Source organism: Kitasatospora sp. SUK 42 (assembly GCF_015776785.2).
In the GTDB taxonomy this organism is placed as follows: domain Bacteria; phylum Actinomycetota; class Actinomycetes; order Streptomycetales; family Streptomycetaceae; genus Kitasatospora.
Genome location: NZ_LFMD02000003.1, coordinates 1,531,825 through 1,555,393 on the forward strand (window position 1 = coordinate 1,531,825; position 23,569 = coordinate 1,555,393).

At 71.5% G+C, this 23,569-nt stretch carries 21 protein-coding genes; 7 read left to right on the forward strand and 14 right to left on the reverse strand.

The features are described 5' to 3' along the window. Positions 1-33: 33 nt before the first annotated feature. Genes RZ50_RS16590 through rfbB form a run of 3 tightly spaced genes read right to left on the reverse strand, consistent with a single transcriptional unit; the run spans position 34 to position 3,271 of the window. Complete coding sequence (locus RZ50_RS16590; protein WP_196949326.1) at positions 34-1,365, reverse strand: lipopolysaccharide biosynthesis protein; 1,332 nt, start codon at positions 1,363-1,365, stop codon at positions 34-36. Beyond that, on the reverse strand, positions 1,362-2,297 hold the full coding sequence (gene rfbD, locus RZ50_RS16595) for a dTDP-4-dehydrorhamnose reductase (RefSeq protein WP_374199932.1): 936 nt from the start codon (positions 2,295-2,297) through the stop codon (positions 1,362-1,364). The genes RZ50_RS16590 and rfbD overlap by 4 nt, the downstream gene beginning before the upstream one ends. Beyond that, positions 2,294-3,271, reverse strand: coding sequence for a dTDP-glucose 4,6-dehydratase (gene rfbB / locus RZ50_RS16600; protein WP_196949325.1), 978 nt, complete (start codon positions 3,269-3,271; stop codon positions 2,294-2,296). Before rfbB ends, rfbD begins: the two co-directional genes overlap by 4 nt. 83 nt (positions 3,272-3,354) lie before the next feature. Between rfbB and rfbA the strand changes: the two genes are divergently transcribed. Continuing rightward, positions 3,355-4,230 carry a glucose-1-phosphate thymidylyltransferase RfbA gene (gene rfbA / locus RZ50_RS16605; protein ID WP_196949324.1) on the forward strand — a complete coding sequence of 292 codons (876 nt, stop codon included), beginning with the start codon at positions 3,355-3,357 and terminating at the stop codon, positions 4,228-4,230. Further along, complete coding sequence (gene rfbC, locus RZ50_RS16610) at positions 4,227-4,826, forward strand: dTDP-4-dehydrorhamnose 3,5-epimerase (protein ID WP_196949323.1); 600 nt, start codon at positions 4,227-4,229, stop codon at positions 4,824-4,826. Before rfbA ends, rfbC begins: the two co-directional genes overlap by 4 nt. Positions 4,827-4,916: 90 nt before the next feature. Here rfbC and RZ50_RS16615 read toward each other — a convergent pair whose 3' ends face one another. From RZ50_RS16615 to rpsL, 7 genes are all read right to left on the reverse strand, one after another. Beyond that, positions 4,917-5,342, reverse strand: coding sequence for a GtrA family protein (locus tag RZ50_RS16615; protein ID WP_196949322.1), 426 nt, complete (start codon positions 5,340-5,342; stop codon positions 4,917-4,919). Continuing rightward, positions 5,339-6,298: a glycosyltransferase family 2 protein gene (locus tag RZ50_RS16620; protein ID WP_196949321.1), complete on the reverse strand. Its 960-nt coding sequence runs from the start codon at positions 6,296-6,298 to the stop codon at positions 5,339-5,341. The genes RZ50_RS16615 and RZ50_RS16620 overlap by 4 nt, the downstream gene beginning before the upstream one ends. Before the next feature lie 194 nt (positions 6,299-6,492). Beyond that, positions 6,493-8,562 carry a hypothetical protein gene (locus RZ50_RS16625; protein ID WP_196949320.1) on the reverse strand — a complete coding sequence of 690 codons (2,070 nt, stop codon included), beginning with the start codon at positions 8,560-8,562 and terminating at the stop codon, positions 6,493-6,495. A 187-nt stretch (positions 8,563-8,749) separates the two neighbouring features. Beyond that, positions 8,750-9,943, reverse strand: coding sequence for an elongation factor Tu (tuf, locus tag RZ50_RS16630; protein ID WP_196949319.1), 1,194 nt, complete (start codon positions 9,941-9,943; stop codon positions 8,750-8,752). A 219-nt stretch (positions 9,944-10,162) separates the two neighbouring features. Then, complete coding sequence (gene fusA / locus RZ50_RS16635; protein ID WP_196949318.1) at positions 10,163-12,268, reverse strand: elongation factor G; 2,106 nt, start codon at positions 12,266-12,268, stop codon at positions 10,163-10,165. Between the two features lie 39 nt (positions 12,269-12,307). Further along, positions 12,308-12,778: a 30S ribosomal protein S7 gene (gene rpsG / locus RZ50_RS16640; protein WP_030055803.1), complete on the reverse strand. Its 471-nt coding sequence runs from the start codon at positions 12,776-12,778 to the stop codon at positions 12,308-12,310. Positions 12,779-12,780: 2 nt separating this feature from the next. Then, the gene (gene rpsL / locus RZ50_RS16645) at positions 12,781-13,152 is read right to left on the reverse strand and encodes a 30S ribosomal protein S12 (protein ID WP_014144289.1); all 372 of its coding nucleotides are present in this window, start codon (positions 13,150-13,152) and stop codon (positions 12,781-12,783) included. Between the two features lie 666 nt (positions 13,153-13,818). Between rpsL and RZ50_RS16650 the strand changes: the two genes are divergently transcribed. The 5 genes from RZ50_RS16650 (at position 13,819) to RZ50_RS16670 (ending at position 19,089) form a co-directional block, all read left to right on the forward strand. Further along, entirely contained in the window at positions 13,819-14,655 is an 837-nt protein-coding gene (locus RZ50_RS16650; RefSeq protein ID WP_196949317.1) for an ABC transporter ATP-binding protein, read from the forward strand. After that, on the forward strand, positions 14,652-14,885 hold the full coding sequence (locus RZ50_RS16655; protein WP_217680574.1) for a hypothetical protein: 234 nt from the start codon (positions 14,652-14,654) through the stop codon (positions 14,883-14,885). Before RZ50_RS16650 ends, RZ50_RS16655 begins: the two co-directional genes overlap by 4 nt. Beyond that, positions 14,882-16,495 carry a transporter gene (locus tag RZ50_RS16660; RefSeq protein ID WP_196949315.1) on the forward strand — a complete coding sequence of 538 codons (1,614 nt, stop codon included), beginning with the start codon at positions 14,882-14,884 and terminating at the stop codon, positions 16,493-16,495. Before RZ50_RS16655 ends, RZ50_RS16660 begins: the two co-directional genes overlap by 4 nt. A 148-nt stretch (positions 16,496-16,643) precedes the next feature. Beyond that, positions 16,644-17,939, forward strand: a complete 1,296-nt coding sequence (locus RZ50_RS16665) for a DUF2786 domain-containing protein (protein ID WP_217680576.1) — start codon at positions 16,644-16,646, stop codon at positions 17,937-17,939. A gap of 37 nt (positions 17,940-17,976) precedes the next feature. Next, positions 17,977-19,089: an ADP-ribosylglycohydrolase family protein gene (locus RZ50_RS16670; RefSeq protein WP_196951793.1), complete on the forward strand. Its 1,113-nt coding sequence runs from the start codon at positions 17,977-17,979 to the stop codon at positions 19,087-19,089. 42 nt (positions 19,090-19,131) lie between these two features. Here RZ50_RS16670 and RZ50_RS16675 read toward each other — a convergent pair whose 3' ends face one another. From RZ50_RS16675 to RZ50_RS16690, 4 genes are all read right to left on the reverse strand, one after another. Further along, positions 19,132-20,442 (reverse strand): serpin family protein, encoded by a 1,311-nt coding sequence (locus RZ50_RS16675; protein WP_196951792.1) that lies wholly within the window; start codon positions 20,440-20,442, stop codon positions 19,132-19,134. Positions 20,443-20,478: 36 nt separating this feature from the next. Then, positions 20,479-21,477 carry an ADP-ribosylglycohydrolase family protein gene (locus RZ50_RS16680; RefSeq protein ID WP_308271655.1) on the reverse strand — a complete coding sequence of 333 codons (999 nt, stop codon included), beginning with the start codon at positions 21,475-21,477 and terminating at the stop codon, positions 20,479-20,481. A 20-nt stretch (positions 21,478-21,497) separates the two neighbouring features. After that, entirely contained in the window at positions 21,498-22,712 is a 1,215-nt protein-coding gene (locus RZ50_RS16685; protein ID WP_196951791.1) for a cytochrome P450, read from the reverse strand. A 90-nt stretch (positions 22,713-22,802) separates the two neighbouring features. Further along, the gene (locus tag RZ50_RS16690; protein WP_196951790.1) at positions 22,803-23,543 is read right to left on the reverse strand and encodes a Sir2 family NAD-dependent protein deacetylase; all 741 of its coding nucleotides are present in this window, start codon (positions 23,541-23,543) and stop codon (positions 22,803-22,805) included. Positions 23,544-23,569 lie beyond the last annotated feature (26 nt).

Consider the following 23,569-nt stretch of genomic DNA (forward strand, 5'->3'; position numbering starts at 1 on the left):
GCGCGGCCATCTGTATGTCGAAGGGCGGTAGGTTCATTCGCTACCCACCCCGGCGGTCATGGTGGGCGCGACCTGCTCCGCCCGCGCGGTACCGGCTCGGTTCGCCGTCGAACCGGGGAAACTGCGCCTGAGAGCGGCCAGCATACCGAGCACGGCAACCACCGCCCCGGCCGTGTAGGCGACGACCACGCGGGTGGCCACGTCGCCCGGGAGGAAGGTGACCCCGGCGAGGACCGCGGTCCCCACCGCCCAGCAGAGCAGCTGCAGGTTGTGCCGCTTGAATACCATCAGCGCCTGACCGAGCACCATCGCGAACATGTACGCCACGGTGCCGGCGGACATCCAGAAGAAGTCGAGGCAGCCGAGCACCGGCTTGGCTCCGAAGAGCACCTGGATCAGCCAGGGGCCGAGGGCCACCGCCGGGATCCCCCCGAGTACCCCGAGCCCGCCGACCACGAGGCCGATCCGGCGGAGCATACCGGTGAAGGCCGCACGGTCGCCGACCGCGATCGCCGAGGACAGCCCGCTGAGCAGCGAGGCCTGGAGCGAACCGAACACGAAGAGCGGGACCCGGGCCAGCACCAGCGCGTTGAGCAGCGCGGCGATCAGGGCGGACTCCGAGGGGGCGAGCAGCTTGGTGCTCACCACCGCCGCGTTCACCACGACCTGGGAGAGCAGGGTCGAGCAGATCAGCAGGCCCAGCCCGGAGAAGAGCTCCGACCAGAGCACCCGCGGGCCGGGCCGGAGGGCCCTGAACAGCGGCGGCAGGGTCAGCAGGGTGGCCACGACCGGCGCGACGGCCAGGATCAGGCTGAACGCCAGCCCCGAGTGCACCCCGCCGATCGCGGCGCCGACGGCCAGCCCGATCCGCAGGCCGCCGTCGAGGCCGAGCTGGGTGCCGTACGCGCCGAACCTGCCGAGGCCGGCCAGCACACCGCGGGTGAGGTAGCAGACCGCCATGCCGAAGAACGCGCCGCCCAGCGCCAGCACCAACGAGCGGTCGCCGTGGAACATGGTGTCAGCGATCCGGTGCGATCCGACCCCGAGCACCAGCAGCACGGCGGCGAGGATCCCGCCGGTCAGCAGGGTGGCACGGCGCAGCACCGGGGCGGCGCCGTGCCCGAGCGCGGCACGGGCCGCGACGATCCGGGTCAGCTCCTGCTCGATCGGGAAGAAGACGCCGATGCCGACGGACATCACGATGGTCCACAGCAGGGACACGTTCGCCATGTCGTCGACGGAGAGGCTGTGGCCCGCCACACCGAGGTGGATGTACGAAGCCGCGCCGAGCACAACAGTGCCGCCCGCCACCGCCAGGGTTCCCGGCGGCAGCGCGGCGGCTACTTTGGTCAGCGGATTCCTCACTGCGATCTGCCGCTCTCGGGTGTCCGGGCCTTGACGGCCAGTTCGGTGAAGACGGGGGTGCCCAGCGCCTCGGCGAGCTGCTCGCGCCAGTCCGGCTGCGGGCCGAGGCCCGCCTCGGTCCACCGGTCGTGGCCCAGCACACTGAACGCGGGCCGGGCGGCGGGCGTGACGTACGCCGCGGAGGTGGTCGGACGGATCCGCTCCGGGTCGAGGCCGCTCAGCCGGTAGGCCTCGCGCGCCAGCCCGAACCAGGTCGTCCGGCCGGCCGCGGTGCCGTGGTAGACCCCGGCCGGGGCCCGCCCGGCGAGCGCGGCGGTGCCGAGCGCGACGAGTTGCCGGGCCAGGGCCAGCGACCACGTCGGCTGGCCCTGCTGGTCGTCCACGACGTCCAGCGTCTCGCGCTGGGCGGCGAGCCGCAGCATGGTGGCGACGAAGTTCTTGCCGTGCTCGCCGTACAGCCAGGCGGTGCGCACCACGTAGCCGTGCTGCGGGAGCAACTCCGCCACGGCCTGCTCGCCGACCAGCTTGCCGCGGCCGTACGCGTTGACCGGGCCGGTCGGCGCGGTCTCGGCGTACGGCGCGGTGGCGTCCCCGGGCAGCACGTAGTCGGTCGACACCTGGAGCAGCCGGGCGCCGGTCTCGGCGCAGGCGGCGGCGAGGTGGCGCACGCCGGTGCCGTTGACGGCGGTGGCGGCCTCCTCCTCGGTCTCGGCCGCGTCGACGGCGGTCCAGGCGGCGCAGTTGACGACGACGTCGTGGCCCTTGACGGCGACCAGCACGGCCTCCGCGTCGGTGATGTCGAGGTCGGCCCGGCCGAGGGCGGTCACCTCGGCCGTCGGGTCACCGGCGAGCACCGTCAGCAGGTCCTGGCCGAGCATGCCGGCCGCACCGGTGACGAGCCAGCGGACCTGGCCCGGGGACGTGGCGCTCACTTCTGCAGCGCCGCCTTCTGCTTCAGCGGCTCCCACCAGGCGCGGTTCTCGCGGTACCAGGCGATGGTCGCGGCGAGGCCGTCCTCGAAGCGGACCTGCGGCTCGTAGCCGAGCTCCTCGCGGATCTTGCTGATGTCGATCGAGTAGCGCAGGTCGTGGCCCTTGCGGTCGGCGACGTGCTCGACCATCTCCCAGCCGACGCCGGCGGCCTCCAGCAGCAGGGCGGTGAGCTCCTTGTTGGTGGCCTCGGTGCCGCCGCCGATGTTGTAGACCTCGCCGGCGCGGCCGCCGCGCATGACCAGCTCGATGCCCCGGCAGTGGTCCGAGACGTGCAGCCAGTCGCGGATGTTGCCGCCGTTGCCGTACAGCGGGACCTTCTTGCCGTCGATCAGGTTGGTGGTGAAGAGCGGGATGACCTTCTCGGGGAACTGGTAGTGCCCGTAGTTGTTGGAGCAGCGCGTCACCACGACGTCCATGCCGTGGGTGCGGTGGTAGGCCAGCGCCAGCAGGTCGGAGGAGGCCTTGGAGGCCGAGTACGGGGAGTTGGGCTCCAGCGGCCAGGTCTCGGTCCAGGAGCCCTCGTTGATGGACCCGTACACCTCGTCGGTGGAGATGTGCACGAAGCGGCCCACACCGTGCTTGCGGGCGGCGTCCAGCAGGACCTGGGTGCCGACGACGTTGGTCAGCACGAACGGGCCGGCGCCCGCGATCGACCGGTCCACGTGGGACTCGGCGGCGAAGTGCACCACGACGTCATGGCCGGGCATCACGGCGTCGACGGCGTCGACGTCGCAGATGTCTCCCCGGACGAAGGAGTAGCCGCTGTGACCCGCCACCGGCTCCAGGTTGGCCTCGACGCCCGAGTAGGTGAGCTTGTCGAAGACCGTGATCTGGTCAGTGGAGTCGGCGCCCAGAAGCTGGCGGACGAATTCAGAACCGATGAAGCCGGCACCGCCGGTCACGAGGATGCGCATAGTACGCCGTAGTCTACCGGCGCGCCGGGGACCCGCCGACCCGGGCCTCACCAACCCCTTCGGACTCGAATAAGGTGCACTCCATGCGTGGAATCCTTCTGGCCGGCGGCACCGGCTCGCGGCTCTGGCCGCTGACCCGAGCGGTGTCGAAGCAGCTCCTCCCGGTCTTCGACAAGCCGATGATCTACTACCCCCTCTCGACCCTGGTGATGGCGGGGATCAGCGAAATCCTGATCATCACCACCCCGAACGACCGGGAGCAGTTCGAGCGTCTGCTGGGCGACGGCTCCCAGTTCGGCCTCCGCCTGGAGTACGCCGTCCAGGAGCGCCCCGAGGGCATCGCCCAGGCGTTCGTGCTGGGCGCCGACTTCATCGGCGACGAGCCCGTGGCGCTGATCCTCGGCGACAACATCTTCCACGGCAGCGGCCTGGGCACCCGGCTCTCGGAGCACACCGACGCCAAGGGCGGCCGGGTCTTCGCCTACCCGGTGGCCGACCCGACCGCGTACGGCGTGGTCGAGTTCGACGAGGACGGCCAGGCCATCTCCATCGAGGAGAAGCCGACCGCGCCCAAGTCCCGGTACGCCGTCCCGGGCCTGTACTTCTACGACAACCGGGTCGTCGAGATCGCCCGCGGTCTGAAGCCCAGCGCCCGCGGGGAGCTGGAGATCACCGCCGTCAACGAGGCGTACCTGGCCTCCGGCGACCTCAACGTCACCATCCTGGACCGCGGCACCGCCTGGCTGGACACCGGCACCTTCGTCTCGATGGTGCAGGCGTCGGAGTTCGTCCGGGTCATCGAGGAGCGCCAGGGCCTCAAGATCGGTTGCATCGAGGAGGCGGTCTGGCGGGCCGGCCTGATCGACGACGCGCAGCTGCGCGAGCTCGCCGAGCCGCTGCTCAAGAGCGGCTACGGCCAGTACCTGCTGGCTCTGCTGGACGAGGCGGCGGGCCTGTGAAGTTCCTTGAGCTCTCCATCGAGGGCGCCTTCGAGATCACCCCGCAGGTGCACGGCGACGCGCGCGGCCACTTCACCGAGTGGTACCGCTTCGACGAGCTCGCCGAGGTGGTCGGCCACCCGCTGAACCTGGCACAGGCCAACCTGTCGCTCTCCGCCAAGGACGTCGTGCGCGGCATCCACTTCGCCGACGTCCCGCCCGGCCAGGCCAAGTACGTGACCTGCACCCGTGGCGCGGTGCTGGACGTCATCGTGGACCTGCGGGTCGGCTCGCCGACCTTCGGCCGCTGGGAGGGCGTGCGCCTGGACGACACCGAGCGCAAGGCCGTCTACATCCCGGAGGGCCTCGGCCACGGCTTCTGCGCGCTGACCGACGACGCCACGCTGACCTACCTCTGCTCGGCGACGTACAACCCGACCGGCGAGCACGGCGTGCACCCGCTGGACCCGGACCTGGACATCGAGTGGCCGGCCGGGGCTCCGCAGCTGTCCGCCCGCGACGCGGCGGCACCCTCCCTCAAGGAGGCCATCGCCACCGGTCTGCTCCCGACCTACGAGGCGTGCAAGGCCTACACGGCCTCGCTCGGCGAGCGGTAGCGGCGACGCGGGACCGACGGGAGGGGGCGCGTGCAGCGGCACGCGCCCCCTCCTTCGTCTCCGGTGCCCGGCGCACCGGTCCGGCCCCGTTCAGCGCTTCCGGAACACCCACAGCTTGAGCAGGACGAACCGGGCCAGCGTGGCCAGACCGTTCGCCACCACGAGCCCGGCCACCTCGACCGCCCGGGACGCGTGCGGCGCCGCCAGGTCGAGCAGGGCCAGCGCGCCGCTGCTGAGGCCGAGCCCGATCAGGAACGCCACCGCGCCCTGCAGCTGGTGCCGGACCATGCCCTCCGATCCGACGACCCCGAAGGTGAAGCGGCGGTTGGCCGCCGTGTTGGCCACCGCGCTGACCGCCAGCGCCACCAGGTTCGCCGCCTGCGGGTTGGTGAACCCCCGCGCGGCGACGAACAGCCCCAGGTAGAAGAGGGTGCTGAGGACACCGATGACCAGGAAGGACGGCAGCTGCCGCCGGGTCCCCGAGGTCGGCTCGGCGGGTTCCTCGATCGAGGTCACCGGCCCGGGCCCCGCTGCTCGTCCTCGGCCGAGTCGTACCCGATGAAGTAGGCCGGACGGGCCTTCACCGCCGAGTAGATCCGGCCGACGTACTCCCCCAGCAGTCCGACGCAGATCAGCTGCACACCGCCGAGGAACAGCATCCCGATGAACAGCGAGGACCAGCCGGGCACGGTCGATCCGAGCGCGTACGAGACGGTGGCGTGGATCGCGAGCCCGATGCAGACCACGAAGCTCACCAGGCCGAGGTAGGTGGCCAGCCTCAGCGGGGCGGCGGAGAAGTTGGTGATGCTGTCCAGCGCGAGCCGCATCATCTTGGCCAGCGGGTAGTGGGTGGCGCCGGCCACCCGTTCCTCACGGACGTAGACCACCTCGCCGCTGGGGAAGCCCAGCCACGGCACCAGGAGCCGGTAGACCGGCTGGTGCTCGGGCAGCGCCTTGAGCGCGTCCACCGCCGCCCGGCTGAGCAGGCGGTAGTCGCCGGCCTGGCTGGGCATCCGCTTGCCGACGAGCCTGCGCATCAGCCAGTAGTAGGCACCGGCCGTGCGCCGCTTGAAGAAGGTGTCGGTGCCACGGTCCCCGCGCACGCCGTAGACGATGTCGAGGTTCTGCTCACGGGCGAGGGCGAGCATCTCCGGGATCTTCTCAGGCGGGTCCTGCAGGTCCGCGTCGATGCTCACCACGTAGTCGCCGAACGCCCGGTGCAGTCCCGCCTTGAGCGCGGCCTGGTGGCCGGAGTTGCGGGAGAAGCGGATGATCCGGAACTCGGGCCAGTCCTGCCGGATCTTCTGCATCAGCACCGGGGTGGCGTCGGTACTGCCGTCGTCGACGCCGACCACCTCGTAGTCGACGCCGAGCCCGTCGAGGATCGGCCGCAGCCGCTCGACGGTCAGCGGAAGCGCCTCCTGCTCGTTGTAGATCGGCATGACGACCGACAACTGAGGCGCTGTCGACATGAGTTGGTCCCGCTTTCCACTGGTGGGGCTGGATTTCGGCGACAATAGCAGCTGGCCGTGAGCCCCCGATGAAACCGGATGAGCGTGGGGTGAGAGCTGCCCGACGGACCTGGGGGACGGAAACGGGCGGGGCATCGCCCGGTTCGAACGATGCCCCGCCCCATGGCGTCACCCGGCACCGCCGGGGTCGCGGATCAGTCCCCCGGGAAGCTCTTCTTCCACGGCGCGACCCAGTTGTTGCCCGGCTTCTCGACCACGGTGATCCGCGGCTGGAAGCCGGCGAGATCCTTGCGCAACCGGTCGCCGGTGGCCTTGTCGACGACCACCACGGTCATCGGCCGGCCGAGCTTCTCCGCGGCCGTCTTCACGTGGGCCAGCGCCGCCTCGTGCTCCGTGTCGTTCCGCAGCTCGGCACCGATGTTCACCCAGTGCGTCTCGTAGAACGCCCGCATGTCACCGCCGCGCCCGCGCAGCAGGGCCGCGAGCCAGGTCGACTTCAGGTTCTTGTAGTCGTCGTTGGAGTACAGCACCATCATCGGCTCGTTGATGCCGTCGAGGTCCCCCATGACGGTGGCGCCGTGACGCGGGCCGATGTCGCTCCAGGACTCGCCCCGGCTCCAGGCCATCAGGGAGTTCTGGTGCCAGGCCGTGGGCCCGCCCTTGAAGGACTCCATGCCCCACTGCACCCCGGCGAACAGGCTGAGCGCGGTCGCCACCGAGACCACCGAGAGCACGCCGTCACCGATCCTGCGCCGCAGCACCGGCACCCGGGCGGGCGAGGTGGTCCGCAGCAGCGGTCCGACGGCACCGATCGAGACCAGGGCGATCACCACGCCGGTGCCGGCCAGCTTCTCGAAGTAGTACGAGACCTGCCCGATGGTGTGCATCTGCCACCAGGCGAAGCCGCCGATCACCACGCCGGCGCTGAGCACCACCGCCAGCTGCGCCTGCCCGGTGCCGGTCCGCCGGTTGGCGGGCACGGCCGCGGCCAGCAGCCCGAGCAGCAGGCCGCCGACCAGGATCGTCCGGTCGGCCGCGACGCTGGGCCCGCCCAGGTTGGACGTACTGGCGACGTCGAGGGAGGAGAGCACCGACACCACGCTCGGCAGGGCGGCCAGACCCAGCGTGACGACCCCGGCGAGGACGTACACCAGCCAGCGCGAGCGGCGGAAGCGCCGACGGTGGACCACCAGCGCGGCCGCCAGGCCGACCCCGGCGACGGCGCCGAACAGGTTGTAGACGTAGGTGACGGTGATCAGGCCGGCGCCGGCGAGCACCAGGAAGTCCGGCGTCCGCAGCGCGGGGCGGACCAGGAAGGCGGCCAGCAGGGCCACCATCAGCAGGCCGATGACCGTCGAGTCGAAGCCGTGCGTGACCAGGTCGGTGTAGTTGCTGGAGAACACCAGCGCCGCGACCGTCCCGCACACCGCCGCGGTGCGCCAGCCGCGCAGGCGCGGGCCGCCGATCCAGCGGGCCGCCCAGACCAGCGCCACACCGAACAGCGCGTAGGCGGCCAGGACGTAGAGCAGGTAGCGGTTCATGGTGTCGAGCGTCGACCCCAGGTCCGCCGAGGAGCGGAACAGCGAGTCGATCCAGGCCAGCAGGAAGTGCGAACCCTGCGGGTAGACCCCCTCGCCCGACATCATGTACGCCTTGGCGGCCTCCTGGTGCAGGAAGTTGTAGCCGCCGACGTGCTCGATGCCGACGAAGTAGGAGAAGTGGTTGAGCCGGTCCTCGGAGGTGGTCAGGAACTCCAGCCGCCAGCCCGGGCCCTTGCCCACCAGCGGCTTGTGCAGGTAGTGCCACATCACGTAGCCGGTGCCGACGACCAGCAGGTCCGAGGGCCGGAAACGCAGCGGCAGCCGCGGCGCGCGGCGGCTCGCCCAGGCGGTCAGGGCCACCACGGAGAACAGCACACCGGAGGTCGGGACGGGGTCTATCCCCCACGGCCAGAGCGAGAACAGCAGGCCGGACACCAGCACTCCGCCGGCGATGATCAGCGCGGCCGCCACCAGCCGGTCGAGCAGCACCCCGCCGACCCGGATCACCGCGGCGACCGCCAGCACCAGCAACGGCAGGACCAGGAAGCCCAGGCCGGCCGAGATCAGCGCGGTGGGCACCAACCAGGACGCGAGCAGCGCGCCGGCCAGGAACGGCAGGCTGCGGGCCTGCCTGCCTGCGGAGCGCGGCGGAGACCCGGGGCTGGCACCCGGCACGGCTTCCTCGGAAGAGGCGGTGGCCGCCGTGGTGCGGAGAGTGTCCATCGAGAGCCCGAAATCCCATCCCCTGTAGGGGGCGCGCTCCCGCGCCCAGCTTCGCTCCGGTGTACGCCGCGAGCATAGTTGACGATTTTTTTGCGCAACGAAGGAGGGCCTGGTGAAGATCCGGGGATCTCCACCAGGCCCTCCTTCTCGACCGAAGGTCAGACGTCGGGGACGTCAGATCGTCAAATTACTTGAGGATCTTGGTGACCTGGCCGGCGCCGACAGTGCGGCCACCCTCACGGATGGCGAACTTCAGGCCCTCCTCCATGGCGATCGGCTGGATCAGCGCGACGGTCATGGCGGTGTTGTCGCCCGGCATGACCATCTCGGTGCCCTCGGGGAGGGTCACGACGCCGGTCACGTCCGTGGTACGGAAGTAGAACTGCGGGCGGTAGTTGTTGAAGAACGGGGTGTGGCGGCCACCCTCGTCCTTCGACAGGATGTAGGCCTGGGCCTCGAAGTCGGTGTGCGGGGTGACCGAACCCGGCTTGATGATGACCTGGCCGCGCTCGACGTCCTCGCGCTTGATGCCACGGAGCAGCAGACCGACGTTCTCACCGGCCTGGCCCTCGTCGAGCAGCTTGCGGAACATCTCGATGCCGGTGACCGTGGTGGTGGTCTTCTCCTGCTTGATGCCGATGATGTCGACGGTCTCGTTGACCTTCAGGATGCCACGCTCGATACGACCGGTGACGACGGTGCCGCGACCGGTGATCGTGAAGACGTCCTCGATCGGCATCAGGAACGGCTGGTCCACGGCGCGGGCCGGGGTGGGGATGTTCTCGTCGACGGCCTTCATCAGGCCGAGGAGCTTCTGGCCCCACTCGGCGTCGCCCTCAAGGGCCTTCAGCGCGGAGACGCGGACGACCGGCAGGTCGTCGCCCGGGAACTCGTACTCGGAGAGCAGCTCGCGGACCTCGAGCTCGACGAGCTCCAGGATCTCCTCGTCGTCCACCATGTCGGCCTTGTTCAGGGCGACAACGATGTAGGGGACGCCGACCTGGCGGGCCAGGAGGACGTGCTCCTTGGTCTGCGGCATCGGGCCGTCGGTGGCGGCGACCACCAGGATGGCGCCGTCCATCTGGGCGGCACCGGTGATCATGTTCTTGATGTAGTCAGCGTGACCCGGGCAGTCGACGTGCGCGTAGTGACGGTCCTCGGTCTGGTACTCGACGTGCGCGATCGAGATGGTGATACCGCGCTGACGCTCCTCCGGGGCCTTGTCGATCTGGTCGAACGGCGTGAAGGGGTTCAGGTCCGGGTACGCGTCGTGCAGCACCTTGGTGATGGCCGCAGTCAGCGTGGTCTTGCCGTGGTCGATGTGACCAATGGTGCCGATGTTGACGTGGGGCTTCGTCCGCTCGAACTTCGCCTTCGCCACTGAGTCCTCCTGAGGACAGTTCCTGTACGCCGTGCTGACGTCAGTTGGTCTTTGATCGGGCTTGGTCCGTGGTGCCGGAAGCACCTCGTACCGTCCCGCGGGTGGGGGCCGGAGGCCCCGGGGGAATCCGGACGGATTCCCCCAGGTCGCCTCCTAATAGCCTAAGGGTTCGGAATCATCCCGAATGTCGGGCTGATCCTGAGGCCGGCAGAGCCGGACTTACTCGCCCTTGGACTTCGCGATGATCTCCTCAGCCACGGCCTTGGGGACCTCGGCGTACGAGTCGAACTGCATCGAGTAGCTCGCGCGACCAGAGGTCTTGCTGCGCAGGTCACCGACGTAGCCGAACATCTCGGAGAGGGGCACCAGCGCCGTGACGACGCGGGCACCGTGACGCTCGTCCATGGACCGGATCTGGCCACGACGAGAGTTGATGTCGCCGATCACGTCGCCCATGTAGTCCTCGGGCGTGGTGACCTCGACGGCCATCATCGGCTCAAGGAGGACCGGCTTGGCCTTCCTCGCGCCTTCCTTGAAGGCCATCGAACCGGCGATCTTGAACGCGAGCTCGGAGGAGTCGACGTCGTGCGACTGGCCGTCCAGCAGCTTCACGCGGACACCCTGCAGCGGGTAGCCGGCGAGCACACCGAACTCCATGGCCTCCTGGCAACCGGCGTCGACCGACGGGATGTACTCGCGCGGGACGCGGCCACCGGTGACCAGGTTGACGAACTCGTAGCCCTCGGCCTGCTCAAGCGGCTCGATCGCGATCTGCACCTTGGCGAACTGACCGGAACCACCGGTCTGCTTCTTGTGGGTGTAGTCGATGCGCTCGACGGCCTGACGGATCGTCTCGCGGTACGCGACCTGCGGCTTGCCGACGTTGGCCTCGACCTTGAACTCACGACGCATACGGTCGACCAGCACCTCAAGGTGCAGCTCGCCCATACCCGCGATGATGGTCTGGCCGGTCTCCTCGTCCGTGTTGACCTGGAAGGACGGGTCCTCCTCGGCGAGACGCTGGATGGCGACACCCAGCTTCTCCTGGTCACCCTTGGACTTGGGCTCGATGGCGACGCGGATGACCGGGGCCGGGAAGTCCATGGACTCCAGGATGACCGGGTTCTTCTCGTCGGCCAGCGTCTCACCGGTGGTGGTCTGCTTCAGGCCCATGACGGCGACGATGTCGCCGGCGCCCACCGACTCGATCTCCTCACGCTTGTTCGCGTGCATGCGGTAGATCTTGCCGATGCGCTCCTTCTTGCCCTTCACGGCGTTCAGCACGGAGGTGCCGGACTCCAGGCGACCGGAGTAGATCCGGACGAAGGTGAGCTTGCCCAGGTGCGGGTCGGACATGATCTTGAACGCCAGCGCGGCCAGCGGCTCTTCGTCCGAGGCCTTGCGGGAGATCTTGGTGTCCGGGTCGTTGGGCTTGGTGCCCTCGATGGACTCGATGTCCAGCGGCGACGGCAGGTACTTGACGACCGCGTCGAGCAGGGGCTGAACGCCCTTGTTCTTGAAGGCGGTACCGCAGAAGATCGGGGTGAAGTCCGAGTTCAGGGTGCCCTTGCGGATCGCGTCCTGCAGCAGCTCGACCGGGATCTCGGCCTCTTCGAGGGCGAGCTCCATGATCTCGTCGCTGATGTTCGAGACGGTGTCGATCAGCTGGGTGCGGTACTCGTCGGCCTGCTCCTGCAGCTCGGCCGGGATGTCGACGACGTCGTACATCTCGCCCTTGGCGGCCTCGGCGGACCAGACCAGCGCCTTCATGCGGACCAGGTCGACAACGCCCTGGAAGTCCGCCTCGGCACCGATCGGGAGCTGCATGACCAGCGGGGTGGCGCCGAGGCGCTCCACGATGGTGTCGACGCAGAAGAAGAAGTTCGCGCCCGTGCGGTCCAGCTTGTTGATGAAGCAGATGCGCGGAACGCCGTAGCGGTCAGCCTGCCGCCACACGGTCTCGGACTGGGGCTCGACACCGGCGACACCGTCGAACACCGTCACGGCACCGTCGAGGACGCGCAGCGAACGCTCCACCTCGACGGTGAAGTCGACGTGACCCGGGGTGTCGATGATGTTGATGGTGTGGTCGGCGCCGTCGACCGTCCAGTGACAGGTCGTCGCGGCCGACGTGATCGTGATGCCGCGCTCCTGCTCCTGCTCCATCCAGTCCATGGTGGCAGCGCCATCGTGGACCTCACCGATCTTGTACGAGACGCCGGTGTAGAACAGGATCCGCTCGGTGGTGGTGGTCTTGCCCGCGTCGATGTGCGCCATGATCCCGATGTTGCGGACCTTGGCGAGGTCAAGGGAGGTTGCAGCCATGGTGGCTCGTTCTCTCTCTGTCTAGTGACGGGGTACGGACTACCAGCGGTAGTGCGCGAAGGCCTTGTTGGACTCGGCCATCTTGTGGGTGTCCTCGCGACGCTTCACGGAAGCGCCCAGGCCGTTGCTGGCGTCGAGGATCTCGTTCATCAGACGCTCGGTCATGGTCTTCTCGCGACGGGCGCGGGAGTAACCGACCATCCAGCGCAGCGCCAGGGTGCTGGCGCGGCCCGGACGGACCTCGACCGGAACCTGGTAGGTCGCGCCACCGACACGGCGGGACTTGACCTCGAGGGCCGGCTTGACGTTCTCCAGCGCACGCTTCAGCGTGACGACCGGGTCCGAGCCGGTCTTCTCACGGACGCCCTCAAGGGCGCCGTAGACGATCCGCTCGGCGGTGGAGCGCTTGCCGTGCAGCAGGATCTTGTTGACCAGCTGGGTGACGACCGGGGAGCCGTAGACCGGGTCGATGATGACCGGGCGCTTCGGGGCGGGGCCCTTACGAGGCATTCTTACTTCTCCTTCTTGGCGCCGTAGCGGCTGCGGGCCTGCTTGCGGTTCTTGACACCCTGGGTGTCGAGCGAACCGCGGATGATCTTGTAGCGGACACCAGGAAGGTCCTTCACACGACCACCGCGCACCAGCACGATGGAGTGCTCCTGCAGGTTGTGGCCCTCGCCCGGGATGTAAGCGGTGACCTCGATCCCGCTGGTGAGGCGCACACGGGCGACCTTGCGGAGAGCCGAGTTCGGCTTCTTCGGGGTGGTCGTGTACACACGCGTGCAGACCCCACGGCGCTGCGGGGAGCCCTTCAGCGCGGGAGTCTTGTTCTTCTCGACCTTGTCCTGCCGGCCCTTTCGGACCAGCTGCTGGATCGTAGGCACCGTTTCTCCGTTTTCTGTGTGCCAAGGCTTGGTGGAACTAACCTGTGGTGTTTTCCCTCGCACCTGACCCCGTGGTCGACCCACGCGGTCGGGTGTGTTGGGCTCTTCCGACGCGGAATCCCATGAGCTGATGTACAGCGACGGCGCTCTACGCGCGGCGCGCTGGAGGGCGCTCCGGCTCGGCGCGGCGACCGGTGTGCATGCACGCACAAGGACCCGGGGACACCCCAGGCACAAGGTCAGAGCGTACCTAGCGCATGGGGCTCGGTCAAAACAAATGCAACGCCGCAGGTCGCGACCTTCGGCCGGGTGTCGCCGGGGTGTCCCGCACGCGACCGGCCGGTGTCGGGCCGCCCTTCACCCGCTCTACCACAGTCGGCGGCGGCCCGCCAGCGGGGGCCCCACCCGGCACCGCGGCTCCGGCACGCCCGCCGCCCCTCGTGGTGCGGGACGAACCGCGGAACCGGGCGACCGCCGGCCCGGCCCACCCACCACCGGAACCCGGCCGGAACCCGGCGCGGCTCACCCTTACGGAGGACACGCTCAGGGGATGCTCAAAGCGGGCGACAGCCTGTTCGGGCGGTGCCAGGCTAGGGCCCGTCTTCGAACTCCCGTCGTCCGCCCGTCCACGCGCCACCCACCCACGACCACAGACAGAAGGCCGCCATGCAGGCGTCAGCACCACCGCCCTCCGACCTCCCCGGAGCGGACGCCCCGTCCGCCGTCAGCATCCGGGGACTGTGGAAGCACTTCGGCAGCCAGGCCGCCGTGGCCGGGCTCAGCCTGGAACTGCCCGCCGGGGCGTTCATCGGCCTGGTCGGACCGAACGGCGCGGGCAAGACCACCACCCTGTCCATGGTCACCGGCCTGCTCCGGCCCGACCAGGGCACCGTACTGGTGCACGGCGCCGACGTGTGGGCCGACCCGGTCTCGGTCAAGGCCCGGATCGGCATCCTGCCCGAGGGCCTGCGGATGTTCGAGCGGCTCAGCGGCCGCGAACTGCTGCAGTACACCGGCCGGCTGCGCGGCCTGCCCGGCGCCGAGGTCGACCGCCGCGCCGAGGAGCTGCTGGCCGTCCTGGACCTCGGGCGGGACGCCGACAAGCTGGTCGCCGACTACTCCACCGGCATGCGCAAGAAGATCGGCCTGGCCGCCGCGCTGCTGCACAACCCCGACGTGCTGTTCCTGGACGAGCCCTTCGAGGGCGTCGACCCGGTCTCCGCCCAGACCATCCGCGGCGTGCTCAAGCGCTACGCGGCGGCCGGCTCCACGGTGATCTTCTCCAGCCACGTGATGGAACTGGTCGAGCAGCTCTGCGACTGGGTCGCGGTGGTCAACGCCGGCCGGGTGATCGCCCAGGGCCCGCTGGACTCCGTCCGCGGCGGACGCAGCCTGCACGAGGCCTTCCTCGACCTGATCGGCGTCCGGACCGACGACGGCCAGGCGCTCGGCTGGCTCGGCGGCGGCCACGGCGCGGACGTGCCCGCCGGAGGCGCGCAGTGAGCGAGCGGAACGTCGTCACCGCCGAGCGGGGCGAGGCGGGCGCAGCGAGCGAGCGCAGCCAGGCGGGCGCAGTGAGCGAGCGCAGCGAGGTCACCGTCGAAAGGCGCGCACGGGCGAATGCCCCTGCCGAGCGCAGCCAGGCGGGCGCAGTGAGCGAGCGCAGCGAGGTCACCGTCGAAAGGCGCGCACGGGCGAATGCCCCTGCCGAGCGCAGCGAGGCGGGCGCATGAGCACGGCTGCGGTCCCCGACGGGCGGACGGTGGTCCGCGCCCTGGTGGCGCTCAAGCTGCGGCTGCTGCGCAACGGGCTGCGCCGCAGCCCCGGCCGCACCGCCGTCTACGTCATCGGCGGCATCCTCGGCCTGGCCTTCGCGAGCGGCGTCGCCCTCGCCGTGGCCGCGCTGAACGGGCGCTACGCCGGCTCCGCGGACGCCGGGGTGATGCTGCTCGGCGTGCTCACCCTGGGCTGGGCCGCGCTGCCGCTGTTCCTCTTCTCCAGCGACGAGAGCGCCGACCCGACCCGGCTCACCATGCTGCCGCTGCGGCCCGGCCCGCTGCTGCGCGGCTCGCTGCTGGCCGCGCTGATCGGGCCGGGGCCGCTGATCAGCCTGGTGCTGGTGACCGGTGCGGCGCTGTCCGGCGCGGCGGGCGGCGCCTCGGCGGCGGCCGCGGTGGTCGGGGTGCCGCTCGCGGTGCTCTGCCTGGTCACGCTCTCCCGGGCGGTCGCGGCCGGCAACGCCCGGATGCTCTCCAGCCGCCGCGGCAAGGACTTCGCCATCTTCGGCGGGCTGGCCTTCGCACTGCTGGTCCAGGCCGCCAACGTCGGTTCGCAGAGCGTCTTCGGCCGCCGGGGCGGGCCCATCGACCTCAGCCCGCTCAAGCCGATCGCCGCGGTGCTGCGCTGGATCCCGCCGATCAGCGCGGCGGACGCCACCCGCACCGCCGGCGAGGGCGACTACGGGCTCGCGCTGCTCCAGCTGGCCGCGGCCGCGGTGCTGCTGGTCCTGCTGCTGCGCTGGTGGCGGAGCAGCCTGCAGGAGCTGATGGTCACCGCCGACTCCTCCACCCTGGAGGTGGCGCGCGGGGTGGAGCGCTCGCGCGAGTGGCGCTTCCTGCCCGAGGGCCGGGCCGGCGCGGTGATGCAGCGTCACCTGCGGTACGCCTGGCGCGAGCCGCGGGCCAAGGCCGCGGTGTTCACCAGCATCGGGATGACCCTGGTGATCTGCGTGCTGTCGATGGTTCAGGGCTGGTCCAGCGTCTACCTGCTGGCGATGACCGGGACGTTCCTCGGGCTGCAGATGCTCAACCTGTTCGGCATGGACGGTTCGGCGTTCTGGATGGTCGCCGCCACCCTGCGCACCCCGGCCGACGCCCGGGACGAGCTGCGCGGCCGGGCGTACGCGGTGCTGTCGTACGCCGTCCCGGTCTCGGTGGTGCTCGGGCTGGTGCTGGCCGCCGTCACCGGCGACTGGGCCGGGCTGCCGTCGGCGCTCGGCCTAGCGCTGGCGATGCTCGGCTGCGGCGTGGCGCTCGGCGCGCTGTTCAGCGTGCTCGCGCCGTACACCATGCCCGCCGACAGCAACCCGATGCGCAGCGCCGCCCCCGGGCAGGGCGGGCTGATCATGCTCAACCAGTTCGGCTCGATGGTCGGTGTCGCGCTGCTCAACCTGCCGGTCGGCGGCTACCTGCTCTGGGCGCTCACCTCGGACGGGCCGACCTGGCCGCTGCTGCTGCTCGGGCCGCTCTACGGCGGCCTGATCGCCGCGCTCGGCATCCGGCTGGCGGCCGCCCGGCTGCTGGAACGCACCCCGGAGATCCTGGCCAAGGCCATCGAGCGCTGAGCCGAACCGTTTCACCGGGCGCCCGGTCCCGCCCAGGGACCGGGCGCCCTCGCGTACCCGGCTCCGCCGGTCGGCCCCCGGTCGGCCCCCGGCACTCCGGCATCATGGACAGGAGGAACCGGACCGTCGAGGAGAGCAGGACACCACCGTGGGCAAGCGCGCGCAGCAGGGCGGGAACGCCGGGCCGCTGCTGGAGCAGGCGGTGCGGTCCGTACTCACCGCTCCGGAGGACGGGCTGGACCTCGCACTGGACACCGGGGCCTCGCTGCTGGCCGCCTCGGCCGGGCAGTGGCCGGCGGTCAGCCGGGCGCTGCTGGGGTACGCGGACACCGCGGTGGGCCGCTGCTGGTCGGCCGGGTGGCGCCCGGCGGACCTGGTGCGGGTGGTGCGGCGCGAGCTGAAGGCCGTCCACCTGGCGCTCGCGGTGGACCTGATCGCCGCCGAGGGCCGCCGCCACCCCGCCGCGCACCTGGACCGCCGCTGGCAGGAGCAGCTGCGCGAGCTGGCGGCCGAGGTCTGGTGGTCCGACGACGCGCAGTACCTCGGCGCCTTCGCCGACCGGCACCGGCTGGACCGCTTCGCGCTCGCCACCTCCGCGCTGGAGCTGCTGCGCACCTGGGGCCGGCTGCCGCCGATCGCCCCGGTGGGCCCGGCGCCGGGGCAGGCGGGGCAGGCGGGGCAGCCGGGGCGGCCGCAGCCCTCCGCACCGGCGGCCGGCGAGCCGCGGATGCTGGCCCGGATCCGGGCGCTGCTGGCCAAGGCCGAGTCCACCGAGTACCCGGAGGAGGCCGAGGCACTGACCGCCAAGGCCCAGCAGCTGATGGCCCAGCACAGCATCGACGAGGCGCTGCTGGCCGCCTCCGGGACCGACCGCGACACCCCGGCGGCGCTGCGGATCGGCGTGGACAACCCGTACGAGAGCCCCAAGACGATGCTGCTGGACGCGGTCGCGGCCGCGAACCGCTGCCGGGTGGTGTGGGCGAAGGAGTTCGGCTTCTGCACGGTGATCGGCTTCGACGGCGACCTGGACGGCGTCGAGCTGCTCTACACCTCGCTGCTGGTGCAGGCCACCCACGCGCTCAACAAGGCCGGCTCCCGCCGGGACTCGCGCAGCAAGGCGTTCCGGCACTCCTTCCTGGTCGCGTACGCGACGCGGATCCGCGAACGGCTGACCGCCGCCACCGAGCGGGCCACCAGCGCCGCCGCGGCCGGCCGCCACCTGCGCGAGGACGGCACCGAGGAGCAGCTGCTGCCGGACGCCCGGCTGCTGCCCGCACTGGCCGCCCGCTCGGCGGCGGTGGACGAGGAGGTGGGCAGGCTGTTCCCGAAGCTGGTCTCGCAGCGGGTCCGGGTCAGCGACGGCGTGGGCTGGGCGGCCGGGCGGGCCGCCGCCGACCGCGCCGCCCTGCACGGGCGTTCCGGGGCGATCGGCCGGCGGAACTGATAGAACGTACCCCGCCACGAACGAAGGGGGATTCGACGTGACGGAGTCGGCTGCCGAGTCGGGATACCGGGACCGGGTGCGCGGAGCGCTGCTCGGCGGGGCGATCGGCGACGCGTTGGGCTGGCCGGTGGAGTTCCAGCAGCTCCATCAGATCCAGGACCGCTACGGGCCGCAGGGCGTGACCGCGCTGCCGGCCGGGAGCGGGCCGGTGGAGGTCACCGACGACACCCAGATGACGCTGTTCACCGCCGAGGGCCTGATCCGCGGTTTCGTCCGCGGCTGGACGGGCGGCGGCGGCTCGGTGCCGGAGGCGGTGCACGGCGCCTACCGGCGCTGGCTGCGGACCCAGTACCAGGGCGGGCCGGACAGCGAGCCGCAGCCCCGCCCGTACGACGGCTGGCTGCTGGGCCGGCCGTTCCTGTACGCCCGGCGCGCGCCGGGCAACGCCTGCCTGAGCGGGGTGTCCGAGCACCCGGTGTTCGAGGCGCCGTCCGCGATCGGGCGGCCGGGGCCGGTCAACCCGGGTTCCAAGGGCTGCGGCACGGTGATGCGCTCGGCGCCGTTCGGGCTGGCCCGGCTGGGCGCCGAGCAGTCCTTCGGGCTGGCCGTGCAGTGCGCCCAGCTCACCCACGGGCACCCGACCGGCTACCTGGCGGCGGGCGCCTTCGCGGCGCTGGTCGAGCGGCTCGCGGGCGGGACGGAGCCGTGGGCGGCGGTCGGCGAGACGGTGGAGCAGATCCGGGAGCTGCCCTCGTCCAAGGAGACGGTGCAGGCGCTGGCCAGGGCGGTGCGGATCGCCCAGGAGTCCGAGCCCGCGGCGGAGGCCGTGGAGCGGGTCGGGCTCGGCTGGATCGCCGAGGAGTGCCTGGCCATCGCGGTGTACTCGCTGCTGGCGGCCACCCTCGACCCCGACCCGGTGCGCACCGCGCTGCTGCTGTCGGTCAATCACTCCGGGGACAGCGACTCGACCGGCGCGGTCTGCGGCAACCTGGTCGGGGCCGCGTACGGTGCCTCGGCGCTGCCCGCCGAGTGGGCCGGGGCGGTCGAGGGGCGGGCCGAACTGCTGACGGTCGCGGACGACCTGCTGGTGCTGTTCGGCAGCCGCGACCCCGGCCACCCGGCGCTCGGCGGGCGCTACCCGGCCTGGTAGCGGCCGCCCCTCCTGGTTGGCGGCCGCTCCCCCTGATCGCGGCTACTTCGCCTGCGGGTCGGTGACCTGACCGAGGAACAGCGGCGCGCCACCGGCGGGGTCCCGGATCAGGAACAGGAACGGCCGGTCGACGTGCAGCTGGACGGTGTCCGGCGCGGCGGGGGCCGCCAGCGCCACGATCCCGGCGCCGCTGCCGGCCGCCGCGACCGTGCCGTCCTCGTCCACCTCGACGGTGGCCTTCTGCACCACGGCGCCCAGGGCGAGCCGGTCCTTGGCCAGCCCGGTGAAGTCGGGTGCGTCGAAGGCGGCCCGGACGCCGAGCGAGCGCAGGACGGGGACGAGGTCGCCGGCGGTGTCGAAGTGGAAGCGCGGCAGGGTGAGGTCGACGTTGCGCTGCTCCAGCCCGCCGAGGATCCGGTCGAGCTGCGGCTGGTCCAGGCCCTTGGTGAAGGCCGTGAAGCCGCCCTGCGCGGGGACGATCAGGTCCATCGCCAGGTTCCCTCCCGCGTACGGGAGTTCCACGGCCTGCCAGGGTTCGCCGACGATCCCGCCGGAGCCCTCGGCGTAGCGGAAGCCGCCCTTCTGACTCATGGTGCTCACCGCCGGGGTGGAGCCGTCGGGCTTGTGGAAGGGCCGGTCGGCGGTGTTCTCGTGCTTGAAGCCGGAGGCCCACTTGGCCTTGAGGTACAACGCGTCGGTGAGGGCGAGCCGGGTGTCCCCGGTGATCTGCTTCGGGCCGAAGAGGTCCTTGATCCGCCCTTCGGTGGCCTTCTCCACGGCCGTGTTGACCGTCTTGCGGGCACCGGCCGGGTCCTTGGCGAAGTCGACCGGGTGGACGCCCTCGTCGAAGGCGGCGGCGAGGGTGTCCAGGTACTCGGGGTCGAGGGCCAGACCCTGCTGGGCCCACAGGTCGTCGCTGCGGCGCAGCGTGACCTGGTCGCCGTCGGCCTTCTTCGGTCCGAGCGCGCCGACGGCGAGGGCGTACTGCCTCGGGTCGAGCCCGGTGTGCAGGGCCTTGGCCAGCTCCTGGGCGGTCGCCCCGCGCGCGCCGGGCAGCAGCATCCCGAGCACGGTGGCCAGCCCGGTGGGCGAGACCACGGTGTTGCGCCCGGCCGCGTCCGCCGAGAGCCCCTTCAGGAGGTCGAGCCCGAAGGCGCTGGTGGCGGTCGCGGTGGCGGCCACCTGGGCCGGGTCGACCGGAGGACGGCTGACCGTCCCGGAGGCCCGCACCACCGGGGGCCCGTCCGCTGCCGTGCTGCCGCACCCCGCCAGGGCCGGCCAGGCCGCCAGCACGCCCACGAGTAGCAGCCCGGCCGGGCGGCGGCTGCGTTGTCCGGTGCTCCGCTTCGTCATGGCCCTTCGACGCACCGCCCCGGATTCGGGTTCCGGTCAGTCCCAGAGCGCCCCGAGCGCGAGCAGCTCGTCCCGGTACTCGATCCGCTCGACCCACTCCCCCGGCCAGACCGCCTCGCCGTGGTGGGCGCCCGCGAAGGCGCCGGTGAGGCAGGCGAGGGAGTCGGAGTCGCCGCTGGAGTAGGCGGCCCGGCGGACGGCGGCGACCGGGTCGTCCGGCAGCAGCAGGAAGCAGAGCAGACCGGTACCGAAGGCCTCCTCGGCGATCCAGCCCTCGCCGGTGGCCAGGCAGGGGTCGGCCTCCAGGTCGGGCGCGGCGAGCGCGGCCTCCAGCTGGTCGAGCACCTTCAGGCATTCGTCCCAGCCCCGGGCGATGACGGCCTGCGGCGAGGCGCCGTACCAGCGCTCGGCGAGGTCGCCGAGCCAGAACTCGTCGTACCGCTCCCGGCTCGCCAGCGCGTACGTGCGCAGCACCCCGGGCAGGGCGGCCGGGGTGACGCCCTCGGCCAGCCTGCGGACGGCGTACGCGGTGAGGTCGCTGGCGGCGAGCGCGGTCGGGTGGCCGTGGGTGAGCGCGGACTGGAGCTGGGCGGCGCCGGAGAGCTGCCGGGCGTCCAGTTCGCGGATGAGCCCGATCGGGGCGACCCGCATGTTGGCGCCGCAGCCCTTGGAGCCGACGTCGCTCGCGTCCTGCCAGCGGCGCTCGGGGCGGCTGAGCCGCTGGCAGGCGCGCAGGCAGGTCATGCCGGGGGCGCGGTTGTTCTCCGGGGAGCGCCACCAGTCGACGAACTCCTCGCGGACCGGCCGCTCCAGCCGAAGGGGCGTCAGCGGCCCGCGTGCCAGGGCGGTGCGCAGGCCTCGGCCGAGGGCGAGGGTCATCTGGGTGTCGTCGGTGACCAGCGCCTTCTCCGGCAACGGGAGTTGACGCCAGTCCGGGCAGTACTGGGCGATGTGCTCGATCTCGTCGAACTCGGTCTCCCGGCCCATCGCGTCCCCGATCGCCAGCCCCAGCAGCGCGCCCGTCGCCTTGCCCACGGCCGTTCCCCCTCCGTCGTCTACACCTCGACCAGCAGTTCCTTGAGCCCGCGGATCACGTAGCCCGGGTTCCACTCGGGCTCGCGGACCAGCCGCAGGCCCGGGGCCCGGCGCAGCAGGGTGCCGTAGGACTCGGTGAGCTCCAGTCTGGCGAGGGGCGCGCCCAGACAGAAGTGAATTCCGGCACCGAAGGTGATGTGCGGGTTGTCGGTGCGGCCGAGGTCGAGGCGGTCGGGGTCGGCGAAGCGCTCGGGGTCGCGGTTGGCGGAGCCGAAGAGCAGGGCGATCTCGGCGCCGCGCGGGATGGTGACGCCGTGGACCTCGATGTCCTCCAGCACCCAGCGCTCGAACATCTGCAGCGGGGTGTCCCAGCGCATCAGTTCCTCGATGGCGGTGGGCAGCAGTTCGTCGACCGAGCCGCGCAGCCGGGCGAGCTCCTCGGGGTGGCGGAACAGTGCCCACCAGCCGTTGCCGGTGGTGTTGACGGTCGCCTCGTGGCCGGCGTTGAGCAGCAGCACGCAGGTGGAGATCATCTCCTGCTCGCTGAGCGCGTCGGAGCCCTCCTGGGCCTGGATGAGCGCGCTGATCAGGTCGGTGCCGGGGGCGGTGCGGCGTTCGCGGATCAGTGCGCGCAGGTAGTCGGAGAACTCGGTGCTCGCGGTGACGGCCCGGCGGGCGGCCTCCTCGGTCGGGTTGAGCTCGAACATCCCGGTGATGTCGGCGGACCAGGGGCGCAGCAGGTGCCGGTCGCTCTCCGGCACGCCGAGCATCTCGGCGATGACGGCGACGGGCAGCGGCTCGGCGACGGTGGCGATGAGGTCGCCGCCACCCTCCGCGAGCAGCCCGTCGACGAGTTCCCCGGCGAGGCGCCGGACGGTCGGGCGCAGGCCCTCGACCATGCGCGGGGTGAAGGCCTTGGAGACCAGCCGGCGGATCCGGGTGTGGTCGGGGGCCTCCAGGTCGAGCAGCCCGTTGTCGTTGAGGGTGTGGAAGGGCTCGTGCGCCGGGTCGGGCTCGGGGCGGCCGAACTCCTGGTGGCTGAACCGGTGGGTGTAGGTGCGGCCCAGCCGCCGGTCGCGCAGCAGGGCGCTGACGTCCTCGTACCGTGAGACGAGCCACTGGTTCGTCGGTTCGAAGTACGTCACCGGCGCGTTCCGGCGCAGGTCGGCGTACGCGTCGTACGGGTGGGCCACGAACGCCGCCGACCAGGGGTCGAACTTCGCCGTCGTCGTCATCGGTCGATCACTCCAGGCCAGGAGGGGGGAAGCCGGAAGGATCATCGTACGCACGCGGTACGTCCGGGAATATGACCCTTCCGGCCCTGCTCAGGCCCGCTCCAGGACAAGCCGTCGAACCAGCTTCGGCAGCGCCGTGGAGATCGGCTCCCGGATCACCTCGGCCGCGGCCGCGTCGTACGGCGTCTCCTCACCGTTCACGATGATCAGCTTCGCGCCGCTCTTCACCGCGTTGTACGGCAGCCCGGCCACCGGGAACACCTGCAGGCTGGTGCCGACCGCGATGAACAGGTCGCAGGCGCGGGCGATCGCGTCGGCCTGTCCGAGCACCTCCTGGTCGAGGTTCTCGCCGAACATCACGATCCGCGACTTCAGGATCCCCCCGCACTCCCGGCAGTCCGGGTCCGGCTCGCCCGCCTCGACCCTCGCCAGCGCCTCCGTCATCGACCCGACCACCCGGCAGCCCAGGCACTGCGTCTCCCGGGCGCTGCCGTGCAGTTCGAGCACCTTGCGGGTGGTCAGGCCGGCCTTCTGGTGCAGGCCGTCGATGTTCTGGGTGAGCACCCGCATCGGCAGCCCGGAGCGCTCCAGATCCACCAGCGCGCGGTGCCCGTCGTTCGGCTCGGCGGCCAGCGCGCCGGACTCCAGCCGCATCCGCCAGGCCCGCCGGCGCACCTCCGGGTCCTCCCGGTACGGGCCGATGGTGACCAGTTCCTCGGCGGACGGGTCCCTGCGCCAAAGCCCTTGCGGGCCGCGGTAGTCGGGGATGCCGGAGTCCGTCGAGATGCCCGCGCCGGTGAGCACGGCGATCAGGGGTCGCTTCGCGTTCATACCCCGGACGGTACGGCCGCCGGAGG

Bases quoted from the DNA above. Each gene is read 5' to 3' on its own strand.
- rfbA (WP_196949324.1), top strand. From the start codon at position 3,355: ATGCGTGGAATCCTTCTGGCCGGCGGCACCGGCTCGCGGCTCTGGCCG.
- RZ50_RS16685 (WP_196951791.1), bottom strand. From the start codon at position 22,712: ATGACGACGACGGCGAAGTTCGACCCCTGGTCGGCGGCGTTCGTGGCC.
- RZ50_RS16675 (WP_196951792.1), bottom strand. From the start codon at position 20,442: ATGACGAAGCGGAGCACCGGACAACGCAGCCGCCGCCCGGCCGGGCTG.
- RZ50_RS16650 (WP_196949317.1), top strand. From the start codon at position 13,819: ATGCAGGCGTCAGCACCACCGCCCTCCGACCTCCCCGGAGCGGACGCC.
- fusA (WP_196949318.1), bottom strand. From the start codon at position 12,268: ATGGCTGCAACCTCCCTTGACCTCGCCAAGGTCCGCAACATCGGGATC.
- RZ50_RS16625 (WP_196949320.1), bottom strand. From the start codon at position 8,562: ATGGACACTCTCCGCACCACGGCGGCCACCGCCTCTTCCGAGGAAGCC.
- RZ50_RS16620 (WP_196949321.1), bottom strand. From the start codon at position 6,298: ATGTCGACAGCGCCTCAGTTGTCGGTCGTCATGCCGATCTACAACGAG.
- RZ50_RS16660 (WP_196949315.1), top strand. From the start codon at position 14,882: ATGAGCACGGCTGCGGTCCCCGACGGGCGGACGGTGGTCCGCGCCCTG.
- RZ50_RS16690 (WP_196951790.1), bottom strand. From the start codon at position 23,543: ATGAACGCGAAGCGACCCCTGATCGCCGTGCTCACCGGCGCGGGCATC.
- rfbB (WP_196949325.1), bottom strand. From the start codon at position 3,271: ATGCGCATCCTCGTGACCGGCGGTGCCGGCTTCATCGGTTCTGAATTC.
- rpsG (WP_030055803.1), bottom strand. From the start codon at position 12,778: ATGCCTCGTAAGGGCCCCGCCCCGAAGCGCCCGGTCATCATCGACCCG.